Raw genomic sequence first — 15,825 nt, 5'->3', positions numbered from 1 at the left:
ACACCAGACTCGCCGACGGCTGGGAAAAATACACGCCATCGTCACCGTTTAAATCAATGGTGTTGTAGCGAATCTTCGGTGCTGCGTTACTATTCGAAAAAATGCCGTAACTGCTGTTCTCCACAATCAGGTTGTTTTCGATCTTCGGGCCGCCCGAATTCACCATGATCGCCGTGCCGCAACCGTTGATGATGTTGTGGTTGATCTCGTGGGCGGTACCGGACAGGTTCAAACAGGTGTTGGCGCCGGTGATCTGCACATACCGCACTACGCTGGCCGCGGCGCTGTTGCCGATCGTCAAGCCGCTCCATTGGCCGCCGCCGCTGGCGGCTTCAAAGATGATCGGCGACTCGGCGCTCCCCACCAAACTCGCCAGGCTGTTCACCGTCAGGCTGGCGTTGGCCGGCACTTTGATCCTGGTGCCGGGTTCGATCACCAGCCGCCACGGCCAATTCACAGTCACGTCGCCGGTCAACACCACGTCGCCGCTCCAGCGCTCGTTCTGCGTCAGGCTGCCACTGGTAGTCGGCATGGTGCTGTAGCCGGGATTGTAAACCGCGACGTTGCCGCCATTGCCGTAGGCACCGATCTCGCCGCCCGCGCTGGAGGCGGTCTTGGAGGGCGAGCCGGCGTTCAACCGCCAATCGCCCAGGTAAGGACTTTGGTATTGCGGATCGCTGGAAATCTCGCTGGCTTTCGGGGCCGTTATGTAGGCTGCGCCACTAGATTGTCGATCAGTACCGTTGCCCCAGACGTTGTTGTTGCCTCGGCTAAAGTCACTGCCGTAATACGCATAAAGCCCGATCCTGTTGCGGGTGACGATGTTGTTTTCGAACACCAGACTCGCCGACGGCTGGGAAAAATACACGCCATCGTCACCGTTTAAATCAATGGTGTTGTAGCGAATCTTCGGTGCTGCGTTACTATTCGAAAAAATGCCGTAACTGCTGTTCTCGACAATCAGGTTGTTCTCGATGCGGGGAGAGCCACTAGCGACATATAAGCCAGTTTGATTTTGAACGATGTGGCTATTGGCAAGAATGACATTGCTTGCCGATGACAGGTAAGCGCCGTTGCCGGTACATTCGCTGATCACACTGTTGGCGATATCCTGAGTACCGCCATTGACGGTGACACATGTCGCTGCGCCGCGAATCCGGGCTTGGCGAAAATTGGAGCTTGATCCGGCATTGAGGACGATTCCACCCCAAGCCTGGGCCGGATCATCGCGTCGAAATTCGACATTTTGTTCGGCCGAGCCTTGCACCGATAAACTGCCGTTGACCGTTAACGCAGCACTCGGCGCAAAAGCCAGCTCGGTTCCGGCTGCAACCGTCAGAGTCGCGCCGGAGGCAACGGTGATGTTGCCGGCAACGTGATAAGGAACGCCAATGTTGGGCCAAGTGGTGTTGGCGGTAATGGTTTGGGCCGGAATTTCCTGGGCAGGTGGATTCCCGGCAGCCGCCAGTGTTGCCTGAATCGATAGCATCAAAAAAGCAACAAACATCCAAACTGTGAGCTGAACTCTTCCCATTACCATGTGAGTGTTCCTTCGGTGGAGAAACCGGCATGCGTATGAGCCCCAGACTGTGTCTTAAGGCTTAGTGGTTAATCAAATGTACTAACGTGCGTGGCTATCTGATCCTGACGCTGTGCCGCCGGCATCGGGGATGTTACGGGACGGCACAGCCCAATCGAAGATCAGCTCTGGATCGGTGTCGATTTAGTGCGTAATCGCGATTTACCCGTTATCCAGGCACATCCGGTTGCAAAGAGCAAGAATGTGGGGGGCAGAGGAACTGGAGCAAGGTAAACATTGCCATTTTGGGTATCAAAGCTGGCGATACTCGCGGCGAGCGAGTCCGACAAAACCACAGACGACAACGTCAGATTGCTGGAACCCGGACCGATCGCCTTAAAATTGATGGTTGCCAGTATCGCAGGCGAAGTAATATCCAAACCAGCCGCAAAGGTGGTCTCGGAAAAGCTGATCGAATTCGCATTGATTTGGCTGGTTATCGGCCAGGTGTCGGCGCCGAAAAGATTGCCGCTGGTGATGGAATCCGCGGAAATAAGCCCACCATCAAAATCAAGATTGAATTCAAAGCCGGCCAGATCGCTGATATCCGATATCAGGATGTCCACGCTAAAGGTTGGATTATCCGTGATGACAAGATTCTGATCGACGCCGCCTCCGGGAACCATGTCTACCGACAGTTTGGCGGCAGAGGCGTTGAAAGCTGTTAATGCCAGCGCTATTGCGGACGCGGTTATCATCGAAAGTCTTGACATGTAATCTCCTGTCTTTTCTGAGTCATCAAATTAAATGGAAAGCTGCTTGCCGGCTCACTGTGTTGCGCACTTGGGCCTGGTGCATAGTAACGTTGCGGCGCGGTAATCGAGTACGTTGATCACGCCGTCCTTATTGATGTCGGTCGGCGAGTTTTTGAAGAGGTTTAAATCGTTGGTATCGACATCGTTGTCGAAATCCAGATCGCCAGCCAATCTGACATTCAGTAGCACTTGATCGAAGTCAACATTGCCGTTGGGGTCGGCAATATCCAGGCGGAAAAGGTAGTCGCCCACCAAATCGGGGGTAAGATTCAACTCGCCACTGTGGGCAATAGCCTGGAGCACATTAGCTACATTGCTTCCTGTCGGAGCTCTAACCAATGCCCAATTAAACGACAAGCGATTTGCGGCATCGTCAGCGTCGTAGCTATCCAGTCCCCGAACCAGTACCGGCGAACCTTTGGAAACGACTTGGTCATTTCCGGCATCGGCGACGGGAGCGACGTTAGCGGAAGATGCGTAGAACTTTGCTTGCGAGGTGGATTGTTTGGCACCGTCAGACACCGACAATTCCAAGGTGTACTCGCCTTCCACATCCGGAATCAAACCACTTTGAACCTGATTATTGGAGTTTATTTTGGAGGAGCTGCCCGAAGGGGTTGTTATGATTCTCCACGCGAATCCCAGTTGCGGATTGGGTGAGCTATCCGGATCGAAGCTGGGCGATCCATCCAAGTCGAGCAAGGTGTTAACCGGTACCTGTTTCGGCAATGACGCGATAAGCGCATTGGGGGCGATATTACCTTGCAACGGGTCTGCCGCGTTAAATGACGATTCAACGGAGTTGCTGGTACCGTTGGCATCGGTCACGACCAGCTTGAGCCGATAATCGCCCGGTAGGTCTGGCGTCAGTAATGGTGAAACCGTGTTCTGCAGATTCAGCTTGGCCTTACTTCCAGCCGGTGGTGTCAACGTCCACTGGAAATTCAAGGCATCCTTATCGACATCAAACGACTCCGTTCCATCGACGATGATCGCTTGATTGATTTCTTGGTGTTTAGGTACCCGGATCACGGCGACAGGGGCATCGTTGAGCGGCGTCACCGTTACCGAAACATTGGCTTGAGCCATTCCCCCGTGTCCATCCGAAACGGTATATTGGAAACTATCGTTACCAAAGAAATCGCCGTCTGGACGATAAGTCAACTGGCCACCGGAAATTTCTACGCTACCGTGGCTGCCTTGAGTTACTGCCGTAATGCCCAGTAGGTCATTGTCGACATCCGAGTCGTTACCAAGCACGGAAACCGTTACAGGCTGATCCTCACTGGTACTGGCTTGATCCGGCGTGGCTAAAGGCAAATCGTTCACCGAGACAACAGTGATCTGAACCGTAGCGGAACTGACGCCGCCTCTTCCATCGTTTACGGTATAACTGAAGCTGTCAACGCCGTGATAATTCGGCTTTGGCGTATAGGTTACAGTCCCGCCATTGACCGAGAGCGAACCGTTACTGACTGAACCGATCGACTCCAGAGCCAACCCATCTTGATCAGGATCCTCATCGTTAGCCAATAGTGCCACTGACACCGCCGAATCTTCTTGCGTGCTGACTTGATCGTCAGTGGCCCGCGGAGGGCTGTTTATCGCACCGACGTGGACTTGTACCGTAGCCGTATTGGATTCGAGGCCTTGGCTATCTTTTACCGCATAGGTAAAACTGTCGCGGCCTTTGAAGGTTGTATTCGGTACATAGCGAATCTGACGATTAATGACGCTAACGCTACCGTTGCCGGGAGACGACTTCATCAACAATTCCCCAGCAGGAATGCCGTCTTCGGTATCGGTATCGTTGGCCACCACGTCTATGTTCAAAGTTTCGCCAACGCGAGAGTTAAGCTCATCATTGTGGGCGACGGGAGCGCTTCCTATGTCCGCCAAACGGATCACTCCATCAACGAGATTACTATCAATCGGACTCCCCTGCCCGAACAGGAAAAGAGCGCCTGCGTTACCGGGAATTAACTTAGGAGTCACCGTGATTTGCCCATTATTGGGAAAGTTCGTACCTGCCATGCAACGAAACTCTATGAGCGATCCAGCACCCGTCTTTGGCGAGATAGTCGACAAGTCCCCTCCCAGACCGAAGGCATATCGAGCACTGCTACCGCCAAACTCATTTTTTAGCGCCAATAAGGTCCCAGCGCCCTTGCCGCCGAGGAAAAAGTCGCCCAAGCCGGATTGAAGCTGCGTAAGCACATTGGGGACGATGGTCTCGCTGGGCGCTCCGGCATTCAGAGACGCAGAGCACGTAATTTTGTCGGCAGGAAGTGGTAATGACGGAAGATTTTGTAGCGTTTGAACAAGATTTATCGGTCCAGAAAATGCCACGTCAAGGGCAAATGAGGATAGCCCGGGCGAAGGTACATTGTTAACCCCGACCGCAAAACGTATTATTCGATTGGCGTCCGACTTTATTGTGGTGGGCGTTACCAGAATTTCTGACTTGACTGCGGCTGTGTCCGCTACAACCAGGCTGGAGAAACCTGTTGTTATGATCAGAGCCAGCAGTTTTTTGTATTCACTGCGAGTTAAATCAGCCATGTATTTTGCCTTGTCCTCAATCTACTAAGGTTGAGCAGCGGAATTCTCTACCTTGCCAAATACCGATAAAAATAAATTGAAATCGCCGAAATCCACAATCTTGTCGTTATTTAAATCGAAATCAATATTGAAACTACAGTTCGGCGATTGGCTAGTTTTGCTGCTGCCGAATTTTCCGATAAACAAATTGAAATCTCCAAATCCGATATTGCCATCGCAATTAAAGTCGCTGCCCTTGCCTTCCGGTGAGAAACACGACTCCAGTGCTTCAATTTTCGCCAGAGGCGGGTTATCGAATTGCTTTACCAACCTTCGAACCTTTAGTGGAATTTGAGTATTAGCCTCGCAAGATAAACCATCGAGTTGACTGATTTCGACACTTTCCCCACCAACAAGATTGAGACTTTTTAGCGTGGATTTCGAATAGAGATTATTTAGATCAACTAAAACAGTAGAAGAACTTTGCTCCTGAACGGCAAATGACGAAACAGGATATTTTGACTTGCCTGGTATAGAAAAAAATACCAAAACGCCAGGTGCGGCAGAAACTCCATCCGGCTCAAACACTGTCTGCTTTATCAGGTCGTTGGCGATAGGCTTTCCATCATCACCGATGCGGGTAGTTTCCAATGTTGTGTGAACTTGGGAATAGATATCAGCCTCTGGAAATGTACTGCTATTACCGGATTTACTGAAGGTTTCACCAGCCACAAAATAGTCGGTATCGGCTAACAAACCTTTTACGTCAATTTTTACAATTCCACGTTGCAAAGCATCTAGAGGGCTTACGGTGGAAATCGTCAAATTGTTGGTTATCTCATATTGCCCTTGGCTGTCAGCATAAACGTGCAACTTTGCCGAATCGACCGCTTCACTAGAAACCCAAACAACCGAAAATGCGCGCGGCGTTACATCGCTGAAACTTATATTATATATTTCAGCAAAACAAAACGAGGGCAATCCGTAAAAAGTAAACAGTATGATCGCTTGAAAAGCACAGATGTTTCTCTGCCGAGCTGTTTTGCATATCGAACCTGAATATCTTTTAGCGGCGGAATAACGCATATTTGTCCGTTGGAGAAAAACCATTACCAAAGCAAGTTATTACAGAGCAACCGATTGGCCTGCAATCCGGAAAAGCAACTAAAAACACTACTCTAATTTTGTAACTAAATTAAATATCAACGAAACTGCGTAAATTTGTATTTTTAAACTACGCTTCATTCCTCTTTATCCCATCCATTGGTTTAGTTATTGATATAAGGTCGTAAAATTAAACTATTTCAGACTTGGCGTTACAGTTTTTCGTGATTAAACCCTGCTTGGAAAATGGGTAGCATAGACACATCGGTTGCCAATCTTTTTCCAAGAACTAACTAGCTCCTAGGCTGCTGTGGCACCTAGGAGCTTTCAGCAAAATCTGCACCATATTATCTATTTATATGATTTCATTTATATCTTCTTAAAAGAACCATGTTTACAATCTTAGTTTTGTAAAAAATTCTGACACTTTTGTTCGTCCGTGAGGACAAAGCAATGGAGCTGAAGATGTCAAAAAATCCGAGAAGAAAACATTCACCGGCCTTCACAGCGGATCTGTGTACAGTACCTGTAAAAATAAGGCGCGTAGGGGCTTTTCGGAGACAGTCGATGGGTGACCGGTGTGGGAGTAACATTCGGCAAAGACGGCATCCATCGACACAAATACGCCATCAACTATCGCTTACGAGCAGTCAATATTTTGGTAATTCAATAATGTTTCTTTTATGCCGGATAGAATGCAAATCATTTTCCTGATTCGAACCAATTCTTCTTCTGTGTCCCGAACAAGTTGTGCAAACCATTCCGGCTCAGACATAATTATTTTTTCTAAAATTGTATAAGTATTAATGTTTCGCGGCTTTTTGAACCGTTTTTTTTCGAATACCCTTTTCCCAACAAATTTGGCCTCAAACCACTCTATGCTAATCGAGTTGCTGCGATTGTTTTTTATCCTAAGTCCAAGCGAAATTGACGGATATTCTAAGGCGACGCTCTTTCGATTGTTGCTCCAATAATAAGTCACGTAATATTCTGCCTCTTTATGAAGAATTGCTCTCTGATTGATAATCCATTTATTAACTTCATTACATGATTGCCTGTCACTTTGATTCAATGGCATGCATATATTTTCAGAACCTTGCCCCCTCTCTTTTAAGATCGACTGGGTTATATCATCATTACCATAAGAAGAGGTTGACTCATATCTAACAATATGAGCAATAATTTTTAGCAAATAATGCTGCAGCTTTCTGATGCGCTCGATTTTATTTTCCGTCTCATTCGCCAAGCTCTTTAACTCTATGGGTGCTTCGACCAAATAATCATCTATATAATAAATACGAAATCGATTACTTTGTAGATTGAATTTCCTCGTTTGAACGAATTTGTTTTGTTCCCACTTACCGATACCCCATGTAACAGCGAATCTATCGTTTGTCATTGGCTCTAGCTTAATACCCAATGGATAACGATCGACGCCCACAATTGTTCTAACCAAACCAGAATAGTTGTCCGTATATTGTTCGATGATTAAACTGGCCTGTTCACGCAACTGGTCAAGCTGCTTGAATATCCACGCGCATACTTCGGGCGGAGTTTTATAATGATGGTATGCAACCGTCCCGGTCAAGTTACAGGATCCCGTCTCGACCATGGCCTCACCTTCCTTGCCTGAGTTGAAAACTGCCATGCTAGCGTATTTGAAAATCTAAACCCGTTGGCAAAGTGCATTTCAGATGCATTTAGCCAGCGGGTTCCTTTGATCGATCTTGGTAAGATCGACGCGCGTCTATCATCAGTCGCCAGACCTTTCCATTACGTAATCAGGACTATATTCATGTTTGTACTCGGTTTAGATATTGGTTATTCGAACGTTAAGCTCGCATTCGGTGATCAACTTGCACCACCAACCACAAAATTATTTCCCGCCGGGGCTGCACCCGTTGAACACTTGCCCCAAGCAATCGATCGGGCGAGCGATACTTTACGTGTCACGCTCGACGGCGTCGCGTGGGGCGCTGGCATAAGTGTCAGCAAACTGAGCAATTGGAACCGTGCTCTACATCAGGACTATACAAACACCTCCTCTTACAAAGCGCTGTTTTATGCCGCCTTACTATCATCCGAACGTTCTGTTATCGACGTCTTGGTTACAGGTCTCCCAGTATCACAATGGCAAGACAGGTCAGCGCGGCAAGCATTGGCCAATCAGCTCAAAGGTGTTCACCAAATTACCCCGAAACGGCAAGTCGCTGTAGAACAGGTTCACGTCGTTCCGCAGCCAACCGGCGCCTTCGTCGAACAACTATTTACGACGCAAGACAGACGTTTAAGCGATGGCCGGGTATTAGTGATCGACCCAGGTTATTTTTCGGTGGATTGGGTGCTATTGAACGAAGGTGAAATTGTTTCTGCGTCGTCCGGAACCAGCTTAGAAGCTATGTCAGTGTTGCTAGACAAGACAAGTGAATTGATTTGCGACGACCATGGAGGCAAATTGACCCCTGAAAAAATTGAGGATGCTTTGAGATCCGGAAGCAGTAATGTGCTATTGCTGGGCCAAGAGATTATTCTCCAGGATTATTTGGCCGCGGCTGCACAATCGATCTCGATGATCGCATTAGAAGCCATGAAACAATCTCTCCGCCGAGAGAAGGGTTCTGTTGATATCGTCTTACTGGCCGGTGGTGGCGCATCCCTTTACCGGAACGCAACTAAAGAATTTTTCCCCTTGAACCCCATCTTTACGCCATCGCAGCCAACACTTGCCAACGCGTTAGGCTTTTTCTATTTCGGGAGGGGGTGACGGTGAAAGTATTGGTGACAATCAATCCGAATGCCAACCCAGAGCTTTACGCCGATATCGAAAGAATAAACTCCCGAGATCGGGCGGAACGAGTGCGGACGCTAGCAACCATGGCTGTTGTCATCTCACAACTCGGATTACAAAACTCGTCCGCCGTTGCTTATATATCAGCTAGTGATTTAGCGTCTGAGTCAACCTTATCAAAACTCAAATCGAGCTTAGCTACCGAAGATTGAAAACTTTTGCTATTGCATTTTTATATTTTTGTGATTTCTTAATAAGTAAGCCAAACATATGCGGAAATTGTTACTTATCTTGTACCTAGTTTCTTTGTCAGCTAATGCTTACTCGAATGCACTGATAAACTCGAATTGGGGAAAAATTGCCGCAGAAAAAGGGCTAGACCCCTTTGAATTGTATGCCGTATCATTAATGGAGTCATCGAAATACAGTTCAAATAACACCATAACACCATGGCCATTGGCCATCAACGCAGCGGGAACGGCTATTTTTCCGCGAAACCGTGGGGATGCTTTAAATGCCTTAGCTTGTGAACTCGAAAAAGGAATTACATCGATTGATGTCGGATTGATGCAGATAAATATTAAATGGAACGGCTATCGTGTCAGCGATATAAAAAGTCTATTCGATCCAGAAGTAAACCTTCGGGTCGGCGCCGACATACTTGCCGAAGCCATTCGCTCAGAACCGCATGATAAAACTCTCGGATTAGGTCGTTATCATGCAGGTTATGGCAACGAGCCCGATCGACTGGCACGCGCATACGCCTATGGAAGAAGAATATCGCTAATTGCCAATAGGCTTAGAAAGTATTTCGGAGACTAACAATGACGGAGGCAATCGAAGCGTTCAATCTAAAGCTTTTATTGTTCATTCGAGAGTCCATGCTTGATGATCAATCCAGCAAATTGAAAATTTTACTTGGATTAGACAAGGAAACAGCACAGCTAATAAGCAGCATCAGTATTGACGAAGTAATTACTTTATCTAAATCAGGATTTTTGTTGTTCTCTCCTCGAATTAAATGTGATGAATTTAGAAAAATATTAGACTCAAAAGAACCGGACCCAAAAACACTTATAGAAATTCTAAATAGAAATGGATAGTTATTTATGAGCCACAACGACAAGGCGATTACGGTTTTCAATAGACATGAATTAGCTCTCACAATGATTAGAGCGGGTTTTCGGACGTCTATCGTGTTTATTCATACACAATTATCAAAACTGTTGCTGCGAAGACTTTACAAAGAATTGCATTTGAAATCACCAAGCTCTGGGTTGCTATCGTCATCTGCCTATGTCCTGTCCAATCGCAAGAATCAACTCTACGCAACCTTATTTATGAATATATACGCACAATTGCATGGAAAACAACAAAATTCTGTGGACGTACGGCTTGTGATCGAATCCTGGGATATTTTTAAAATGTTGGTACCAAAATATATGGAACTCGATATACATCCTCAAACGATCAATGAGGCGTGGACATTGACAAGGGACTTTCGATGTGAGACAAATTATTTTGAAACCTGCCCTAAATGCGAAAAACAATATTTGGCTTGTGATGACAGCCGCTTAGCAAAACGATGCCCTTACTGTAACGCTTCGCACTAATGCTAAAACTCAACAGTCAAAAAATTCGCTATCTGCCGATCCGCCCCAACCATATCGATGATGGCCGCATTGCTTGCCCGCATTGCCGCCGCAGAATTGTGCCGTACGTGTATTTTGAGTACGGCGTCGCTGTGCACTCAAGTTGCAGGTTATGTGGTGGGACCGTTCAGGTTTTCCGGAAAGCAAAAAAGCATATGACTTTATTAGGATTGCTTTTCCGCGTCCTTCTTTTTTTCGTTTTCTTGTTCTTGATGGTTGCCTATCATGGTTGAATTTGATGAATTACAACGTATTACCATTAAGATAATCCAATTACTTTTCTAACATACGTCTGCGTTTCTTTAAACGGCGGAATGCCTTGATATTTGTCAACATTTCCTTCGCCTGCGTTATAAGCCGCCACTGCTAATTGTAAATTACCGTGGTAGCGATCAATCAAAAACCGCATATACTGCCCCGCCCCGTCAATCGCTTGCTCCGGATCTTCGCGGTTTGTAACACCAAACCTATCTGCAGTTTCAGGCATTAACTGCATAATGCCTTTCGCTCCTTTTTCCGATTCGACGTGTGGATCGAACGTCGATTCCACTTCGCCCATACGGGCCAATAGACCCGATGGAAGACCGTATTGACGTTCCACTCGATCGAAAATTGGTTTCAAGTGACTGGGCACGGCGTAATCAGCTTTCGGATGATAATCAGTAGGTGAATCTACTGATCCGGCTTCACTGTTTTTTTTTATGGCGTTATTATAGTTGCCGATCGATCTTACTAAATCAGGTCGATTTTGCGTTGCAGCCCGATTCAACAATTCGGCGATATCGCCGCCGATACCCTCGCCGTGTTCGGTCACTAATTTTTCACGCGCTATTGCGGTTCCAGCGCCATCTCCAAAACCAAAATCAGCTGGCCTTATTCCCATGCCTGTTTCCGTGAGCGCCGCTTTGTAGTATTCGAGCTGGGCCGGTGTTAATTGATTAGCCACTTCGTTGCCCTTTGTGTTCCTCCAAGCTTCAACGGCTTTTTTTCCGCCTTCACCTGCTTCACTAAAGGCTTTTTGTGCCGCATCCGCATAACCATCACCCTCCGCAAGATGTTTTGACATTGCATCGTAGAATGGACCTGCAATACCGTAGGCCTCATTTCCCAATGATTCTAATTGCAGTCTCGTACTATACAGCGCCCCAGCTACACCATCGTAATTCATTTCTCCAGCCGATTTTTCGCCTCTGGCCAGATGGTTTATCTCTTTGGCAAAGTAGTCAGCCTTGGTCCCCGCCATTTCTGCAAATTCAGATCGGGTTCCGGCGGTTAGCTCGTTTTTCTCGGTATCGTGAAACTCGCTGACTTTCGCCTCGCCGGCGCCGACCGCTCGGCCAATTTCGCTCATCCGTGCATTCACCTGATGCGGCAAATTGCCGGCCGCCGCGCGTGGGTCAACCACGCTGGCGCGATCAAATTCCGCACGTGCCTGGCCGTGCTTGGGCGCATCGGCTCGAAGACCCGCGTTCTTGTTCGGGTCGGCTATCTCGCCGGTTTTCGCTGCGAACGAGTCGCGCAGCAATTCGAACCCGGCCGTTTTTGCCTGTTGCGATTCGCTTGGATTCATAGATCTGAATCTCGCCGGCGAATGTCCTGTCAACAACGACATGCCGGCCGCCGCGTAGGCCTGGTTTTTATCGGTAATTAAACCAGAGGATCTCCAGTCACTGGCGAGTGTCTGTGCATCGCCGCTTAACCCAAACCGCGTTAACTCATTATTCAGGCGGCTCATTAAACCGGGTTTTGTACTGATCGCCTGTCCGGATTCCAATGCGCCGAATTGGGCGTTCGTGCCGAGGCGGCTTTGCATCGACGCCGTGGCGCTATAGGCTTCCGAAGCGGACAACACATCATTGGCAGACGATTGCAAACTTTGTAGTGTTTGGTTGTTAAGACCCAGCGACACAACTTCGCGGGTACCGGACTGCGCATCGGATGCCACGCTACGGGCCAAGTCCGTTTGAAATCCCGCATCTTCGGTCAAGCGCGTGGCCATATCGTTGGCGATTTCGTTCGAACGTTGGCTGTTTAAGCCGAATTGGCTTTGCAACCTATCGCTGATATTGGCTTGTAGCATGTCTTTTTTGGAGCCACCTTTAGAATTACCTTCGGCTTCATCGCCACCTTTTCGTTCCAGTCCACTGCCACCCAGCGCCATGGCGCCTGACAACACCGAGGCAAATTGATCCGAGGTCATATCGGTATCGCTATACCGCTGTGCGTACCCTGACCCTTCGCTGCGCATCAGCTTATCGGTTTCCGACGAACTACTGTTGAGCCGGCGAGAAAATGATTGTCCTGTCGAGGCGTCGCGATTCGAGGCAAAACTGTTGCCCGCCGAATTCGCCAGTGAACTCATAAATTGAGCACCGGCCTGGCGCATATAGTTCGATGACGACGAGACGGCTTCGGAAGCCTCTCGAGACACATTGAAGGTCGGCAGCACATTTTCCGCGCCGGTTCGGTGGGTGCCTTTCAGCGGAGAGTGTTGATAGGCCGACTGATTGGCAAACACCGGGGCCGTCGCCAACACGGCAGGCGATCCTGCACGCTCGTCGATATAATCTCCACTCTGCATGCGGCCCATGAAATGCGTGGCGGTGACCGAGCCGCCGTAGACCAGCATCAAGGCGATCGCCGGCGTTGAAGACGCCAGCATGCCGCCGATTGCCACCCAATCTTGCAACACCATATCCATTTGGTAAATCCCTTCGATCGAGGGAATATTGAAGCCTTGCGCATCCAGGGCGTCCATTTTTCCGAGAGCCGACATGGTGATGTACAAATTGATGACCGCCATGATCGGCATCCACAGTTGGATCCATAACAGCATTTTGAAGTACTGGCCAACCATCGAAATCCCGGCAGACCCCAGCATGACGGCGAAGACCATGAGCGGGGTAATGGCGTAACTGAGACCCTCTATCCAGGTCATCATCGGCCGGACGATCCGGGTAAACAGCGTCTGTTCTGCGGCCCATTGCATGTTGCGTTGCTGGATAGATTGATGGACCATGGCCGCTTTGTTCCACTTCAAGCCATCTTCGTAGCGCCCGACGATACCTTTTTCGAACATTGGCACGATCAGGCTCGCCAGCATGTAATCGTTCGCACTGATAGTGCTATTGGACAAGGCTGTTAACGCATCACTGATCCGCGTGGACACGTCCTCCGACCTTGCGAGATTCAAAGTTTGCTGCAGTAAGTCTTCTAAACCGGTAATGCCATACTTGGTAATGTAATCATCCAGCGCCGCATAGGCATCGGTACAGGTCAAGACAGTCGGACCGGCGCCCAAGTAGACTTCTGTGGTGTAGATTTTGGAATTGAAACGTATCGCCGTCATCACGCTCGCCGTACGCATGATCGCGTCTAACGTGGTCTGATTTAAATCGACCCCGGTTAACGTACATTCTTTTACGTAATTGACGAACGAAGCTTCCAGATCGACCTTGGCACTCGGTGAATTGGCTTTTCCCAGAGTTATCCGTGATAACAGGCTTTTTCGGACAGCAATTAAGGTATTGAGCGGATCCGCGAACCCGTGTTCAGTCATACTCGGTACCGAAAATCCTTGCTCGAACAAACGCGTCAAGCGGTAACCCATATTGGACAGGATGGAACCCGCTACCGCCGGCCCAAACGGCACATTGTTGACCACAACCACGTTACCAGAATAGGCGTCTTCAACCTTGACGACTACACCCGGCGCAAAGAGCGCGGTATAAATCAGCATAGAGGCAAAGACATCCTGATAGCGAATGCCACTCGCATTGAATTGGGTCAAACCTCGCAGCATCACCATCGTCACTCCCAGTGATGCGCCGACTGCAGCAGCTCCTTTGTAATCGTCGGTTAAAGAAATCATGGCGATCGCATTCAGTATCGCTGCGAGGAACTGGGAGTCTCCAATCGAAAATATTTCGTAAATCACTTGGTTTCCTCCTGAGTGGGATAATTGGCGGCGCTAGCGCCGGTTTGATCGAATGCTGCGTAGTTACGGGTTGGAGTGGCTTTCATGATGTTCGAATAAAAATCGACCACGGCTTTGATATTGCCGTATCGCATCGCCAATTCAGTGGAATCGTCTTCGATTTGTTGCCTAGCCACGCTTAAGGTATCGGCCAATTTCGCGGCGTACGCGCTATCTTCAAGTGAGGAAGCATAGCGGGCGGCATCGTATAAGTTCTGGACCATCGCTTGTGCTAACTCCAGCGCGATTGCTGGCGCCGCATCTTCCGCAAACAATCTGGCCATACCGTAATCCTGTCTGGCCATGTTCCGGATCATCGCGGCGACGGCCCCCGGTACCAACTCCATAAATGCCATTTCATCGGGCGTTAATTCGCCGGTATTGGTGCCGAACTTGTAAACCAAACCCGGTTTGACGCTATTACCAATCAACAAGTCGGACACTCGTTTACGCAGCCCGACTAAGGTCACGTCTTTAATGACAGGATTCAAACAACCGTCGATTTCGGTCGTATCGCAATCGTAGATTTTGACTTTGCTATAACTGCCGCTACCCGAACCGTTTAACAGCTCTTTCATCCCGATAATGCCGTTTAACACAACGACAGGATTGGTATCTCCCTGTCCATCGCTGGCCGCCGAGGGCTCATTAACAATGACCGTGCCGCTGATGCTCATCATCGCTTCGAGTAAATCCAAACCGCCAAATTGGAACCAGTTTTTCGCGTTTTTCTCGTTTAAAGCTCGCCACACCAGGTTTCCCTGAATAATCTTCTTCATTTCGGTAGGCGCGTTGTTGGAGACTTGTTTAGTCGGGTCGCCTTGTGTCGAAGTGTTGGTCAGCGCCCCGAAGACATCGGTAACCCCCTTGGAAAAGGAGATTTTCGATTTTTTCATATTCTCGGTGACCGATGCCGGTAACAAGCTGGTGGCATCGTTCACAATGCCTTGAGCCAATTGACACGAATTCGAGAACATTTGATTAAGGTCCTGGATCCGTTTTTGCAGGCCGGACATAAGAACTCCGCACTGATTACACATCGCGTCGATAGCCAATTGAAAGGCGTATCCCGTTGCGTTGGCAGCGACAGAGCGCATCAAGGTAATGAACTGGTCCTTATTAATGAAAGAAAAGCTGCCACCGAATAAATCGATACCACCGCATCCGGCGCTAAACGAAGGGGGTTGAAAGGAAACCAAGTTAGTTTCCACAATCTTATTACGGGAGACTACGGATCCACCTGTAATGACCCCTCGCCTCTGGCCTAGGTGTGCGGTTGGCGTCGTGACGTTGGTCATCGTGCCGAACATCGCGTCCATTTCCTGTTGCAAGTCAGCGAACCCACTGGCCGGCAGCACTAGCATCCACGCCAGAACGATGATTCGAGTAATACGCAAGTGCCCCATAACAGCTCCTAGTAGGCTATTGAA

Annotated in this window: 11 protein-coding genes; 4 read left to right on the top strand and 7 right to left on the bottom strand. The window is 48.7% G+C overall.

All coding sequences use genetic code 11. From position 1 onward, the window contains the following. The 5 genes from QLH52_RS06755 to mobI all read right to left on the bottom strand — a co-directional run. Positions 1–1,507: right-handed parallel beta-helix repeat-containing protein (locus QLH52_RS06755; RefSeq protein ID WP_319961011.1), on the bottom strand; the 1,507-nt coding region annotated here is incomplete at its 3' end. Between the two features lie 194 nt (positions 1,508–1,701). Beyond that, entirely contained in the window at positions 1,702–2,277 is a 576-nt protein-coding gene (locus tag QLH52_RS06750) for a cohesin domain-containing protein (RefSeq protein ID WP_319961010.1), read from the bottom strand. Between the two features lie 69 nt (positions 2,278–2,346). Further along, positions 2,347–4,233, bottom strand: a complete 1,887-nt coding sequence (locus QLH52_RS06745; RefSeq protein ID WP_319961009.1) for an Ig-like domain-containing protein — start codon at positions 4,231–4,233, stop codon at positions 2,347–2,349. Positions 4,234–4,920: 687 nt separating this feature from the next. Beyond that, positions 4,921–5,961 carry a hypothetical protein gene (locus tag QLH52_RS06740; RefSeq protein ID WP_256611944.1) on the bottom strand — a complete coding sequence of 347 codons (1,041 nt, stop codon included), beginning with the start codon at positions 5,959–5,961 and terminating at the stop codon, positions 4,921–4,923. A gap of 658 nt (positions 5,962–6,619) precedes the next feature. Then, positions 6,620–7,627 (bottom strand): conjugative transfer protein MobI(A/C), encoded by a 1,008-nt coding sequence (mobI, locus tag QLH52_RS06735; protein WP_140911939.1) that lies wholly within the window; start codon positions 7,625–7,627, stop codon positions 6,620–6,622. 147 nt (positions 7,628–7,774) lie between these two features. On the opposite strand from mobI, the gene QLH52_RS06730 reads away from it, so the two are divergent. From QLH52_RS06730 to QLH52_RS24600, 4 genes are all read left to right on the top strand, one after another. Next, on the top strand, positions 7,775–8,743 hold the full coding sequence (locus QLH52_RS06730) for a ParM/StbA family protein (protein WP_319961008.1): 969 nt from the start codon (positions 7,775–7,777) through the stop codon (positions 8,741–8,743). Positions 8,744–9,037: 294 nt separating this feature from the next. Next, positions 9,038–9,589, top strand: coding sequence for a transglycosylase SLT domain-containing protein (locus tag QLH52_RS06725; protein WP_319961007.1), 552 nt, complete (start codon positions 9,038–9,040; stop codon positions 9,587–9,589). A gap of 2 nt (positions 9,590–9,591) precedes the next feature. Beyond that, a complete protein-coding gene (locus QLH52_RS06720) occupies positions 9,592–9,870 on the top strand; it encodes a flagellar transcriptional regulator FlhD (RefSeq protein ID WP_064023741.1) in 279 nt (92 codons plus the stop codon). 6 nt (positions 9,871–9,876) lie between these two features. Beyond that, the gene (locus QLH52_RS24600; RefSeq protein ID WP_140911934.1) at positions 9,877–10,380 is read left to right on the top strand and encodes a FlhC family transcriptional regulator; all 504 of its coding nucleotides are present in this window, start codon (positions 9,877–9,879) and stop codon (positions 10,378–10,380) included. A gap of 298 nt (positions 10,381–10,678) precedes the next feature. Here QLH52_RS24600 and QLH52_RS06715 read toward each other — a convergent pair whose 3' ends face one another. Both QLH52_RS06715 and QLH52_RS06710 read right to left on the bottom strand, forming a co-directional pair. Continuing rightward, a complete protein-coding gene (locus QLH52_RS06715) occupies positions 10,679–14,356 on the bottom strand; it encodes a conjugal transfer protein TraG N-terminal domain-containing protein (protein WP_140911933.1) in 3,678 nt (1,225 codons plus the stop codon). After that, entirely contained in the window at positions 14,353–15,801 is a 1,449-nt protein-coding gene (locus QLH52_RS06710; protein WP_319961006.1) for a conjugal transfer protein TraH, read from the bottom strand. Before QLH52_RS06710 ends, QLH52_RS06715 begins: the two co-directional genes overlap by 4 nt. Positions 15,802–15,825 lie beyond the last annotated feature (24 nt).

It is taken from the genome of Methylomonas defluvii, assembly GCF_033949435.1.
Taxonomy (GTDB): Bacteria; Pseudomonadota; Gammaproteobacteria; order Methylococcales; family Methylomonadaceae; genus Methylomonas; species Methylomonas defluvii.
The sequence above is the reverse complement of the archived record's forward strand: the minus strand, read 5'-3'. Positions and strand labels throughout refer to the sequence as shown.

Bases quoted from the DNA above. Each gene is read 5' to 3' on its own strand.
- QLH52_RS06750 (WP_319961010.1), bottom strand. From the start codon at position 2,277: ATGATAACCGCGTCCGCAATAGCGCTGGCATTAACAGCTTTCAACGCC.
- QLH52_RS06740 (WP_256611944.1), bottom strand. From the start codon at position 5,961: ATGCGTTATTCCGCCGCTAAAAGATATTCAGGTTCGATATGCAAAACA.
- mobI (WP_140911939.1), bottom strand. From the start codon at position 7,627: ATGGCAGTTTTCAACTCAGGCAAGGAAGGTGAGGCCATGGTCGAGACG.
- QLH52_RS06730 (WP_319961008.1), top strand. From the start codon at position 7,775: ATGTTTGTACTCGGTTTAGATATTGGTTATTCGAACGTTAAGCTCGCA.
- QLH52_RS06725 (WP_319961007.1), top strand. From the start codon at position 9,038: ATGCGGAAATTGTTACTTATCTTGTACCTAGTTTCTTTGTCAGCTAAT.
- QLH52_RS06720 (WP_064023741.1), top strand. From the start codon at position 9,592: ATGACGGAGGCAATCGAAGCGTTCAATCTAAAGCTTTTATTGTTCATT.
- QLH52_RS24600 (WP_140911934.1), top strand. From the start codon at position 9,877: ATGAGCCACAACGACAAGGCGATTACGGTTTTCAATAGACATGAATTA.
- QLH52_RS06710 (WP_319961006.1), bottom strand. From the start codon at position 15,801: ATGGGGCACTTGCGTATTACTCGAATCATCGTTCTGGCGTGGATGCTA.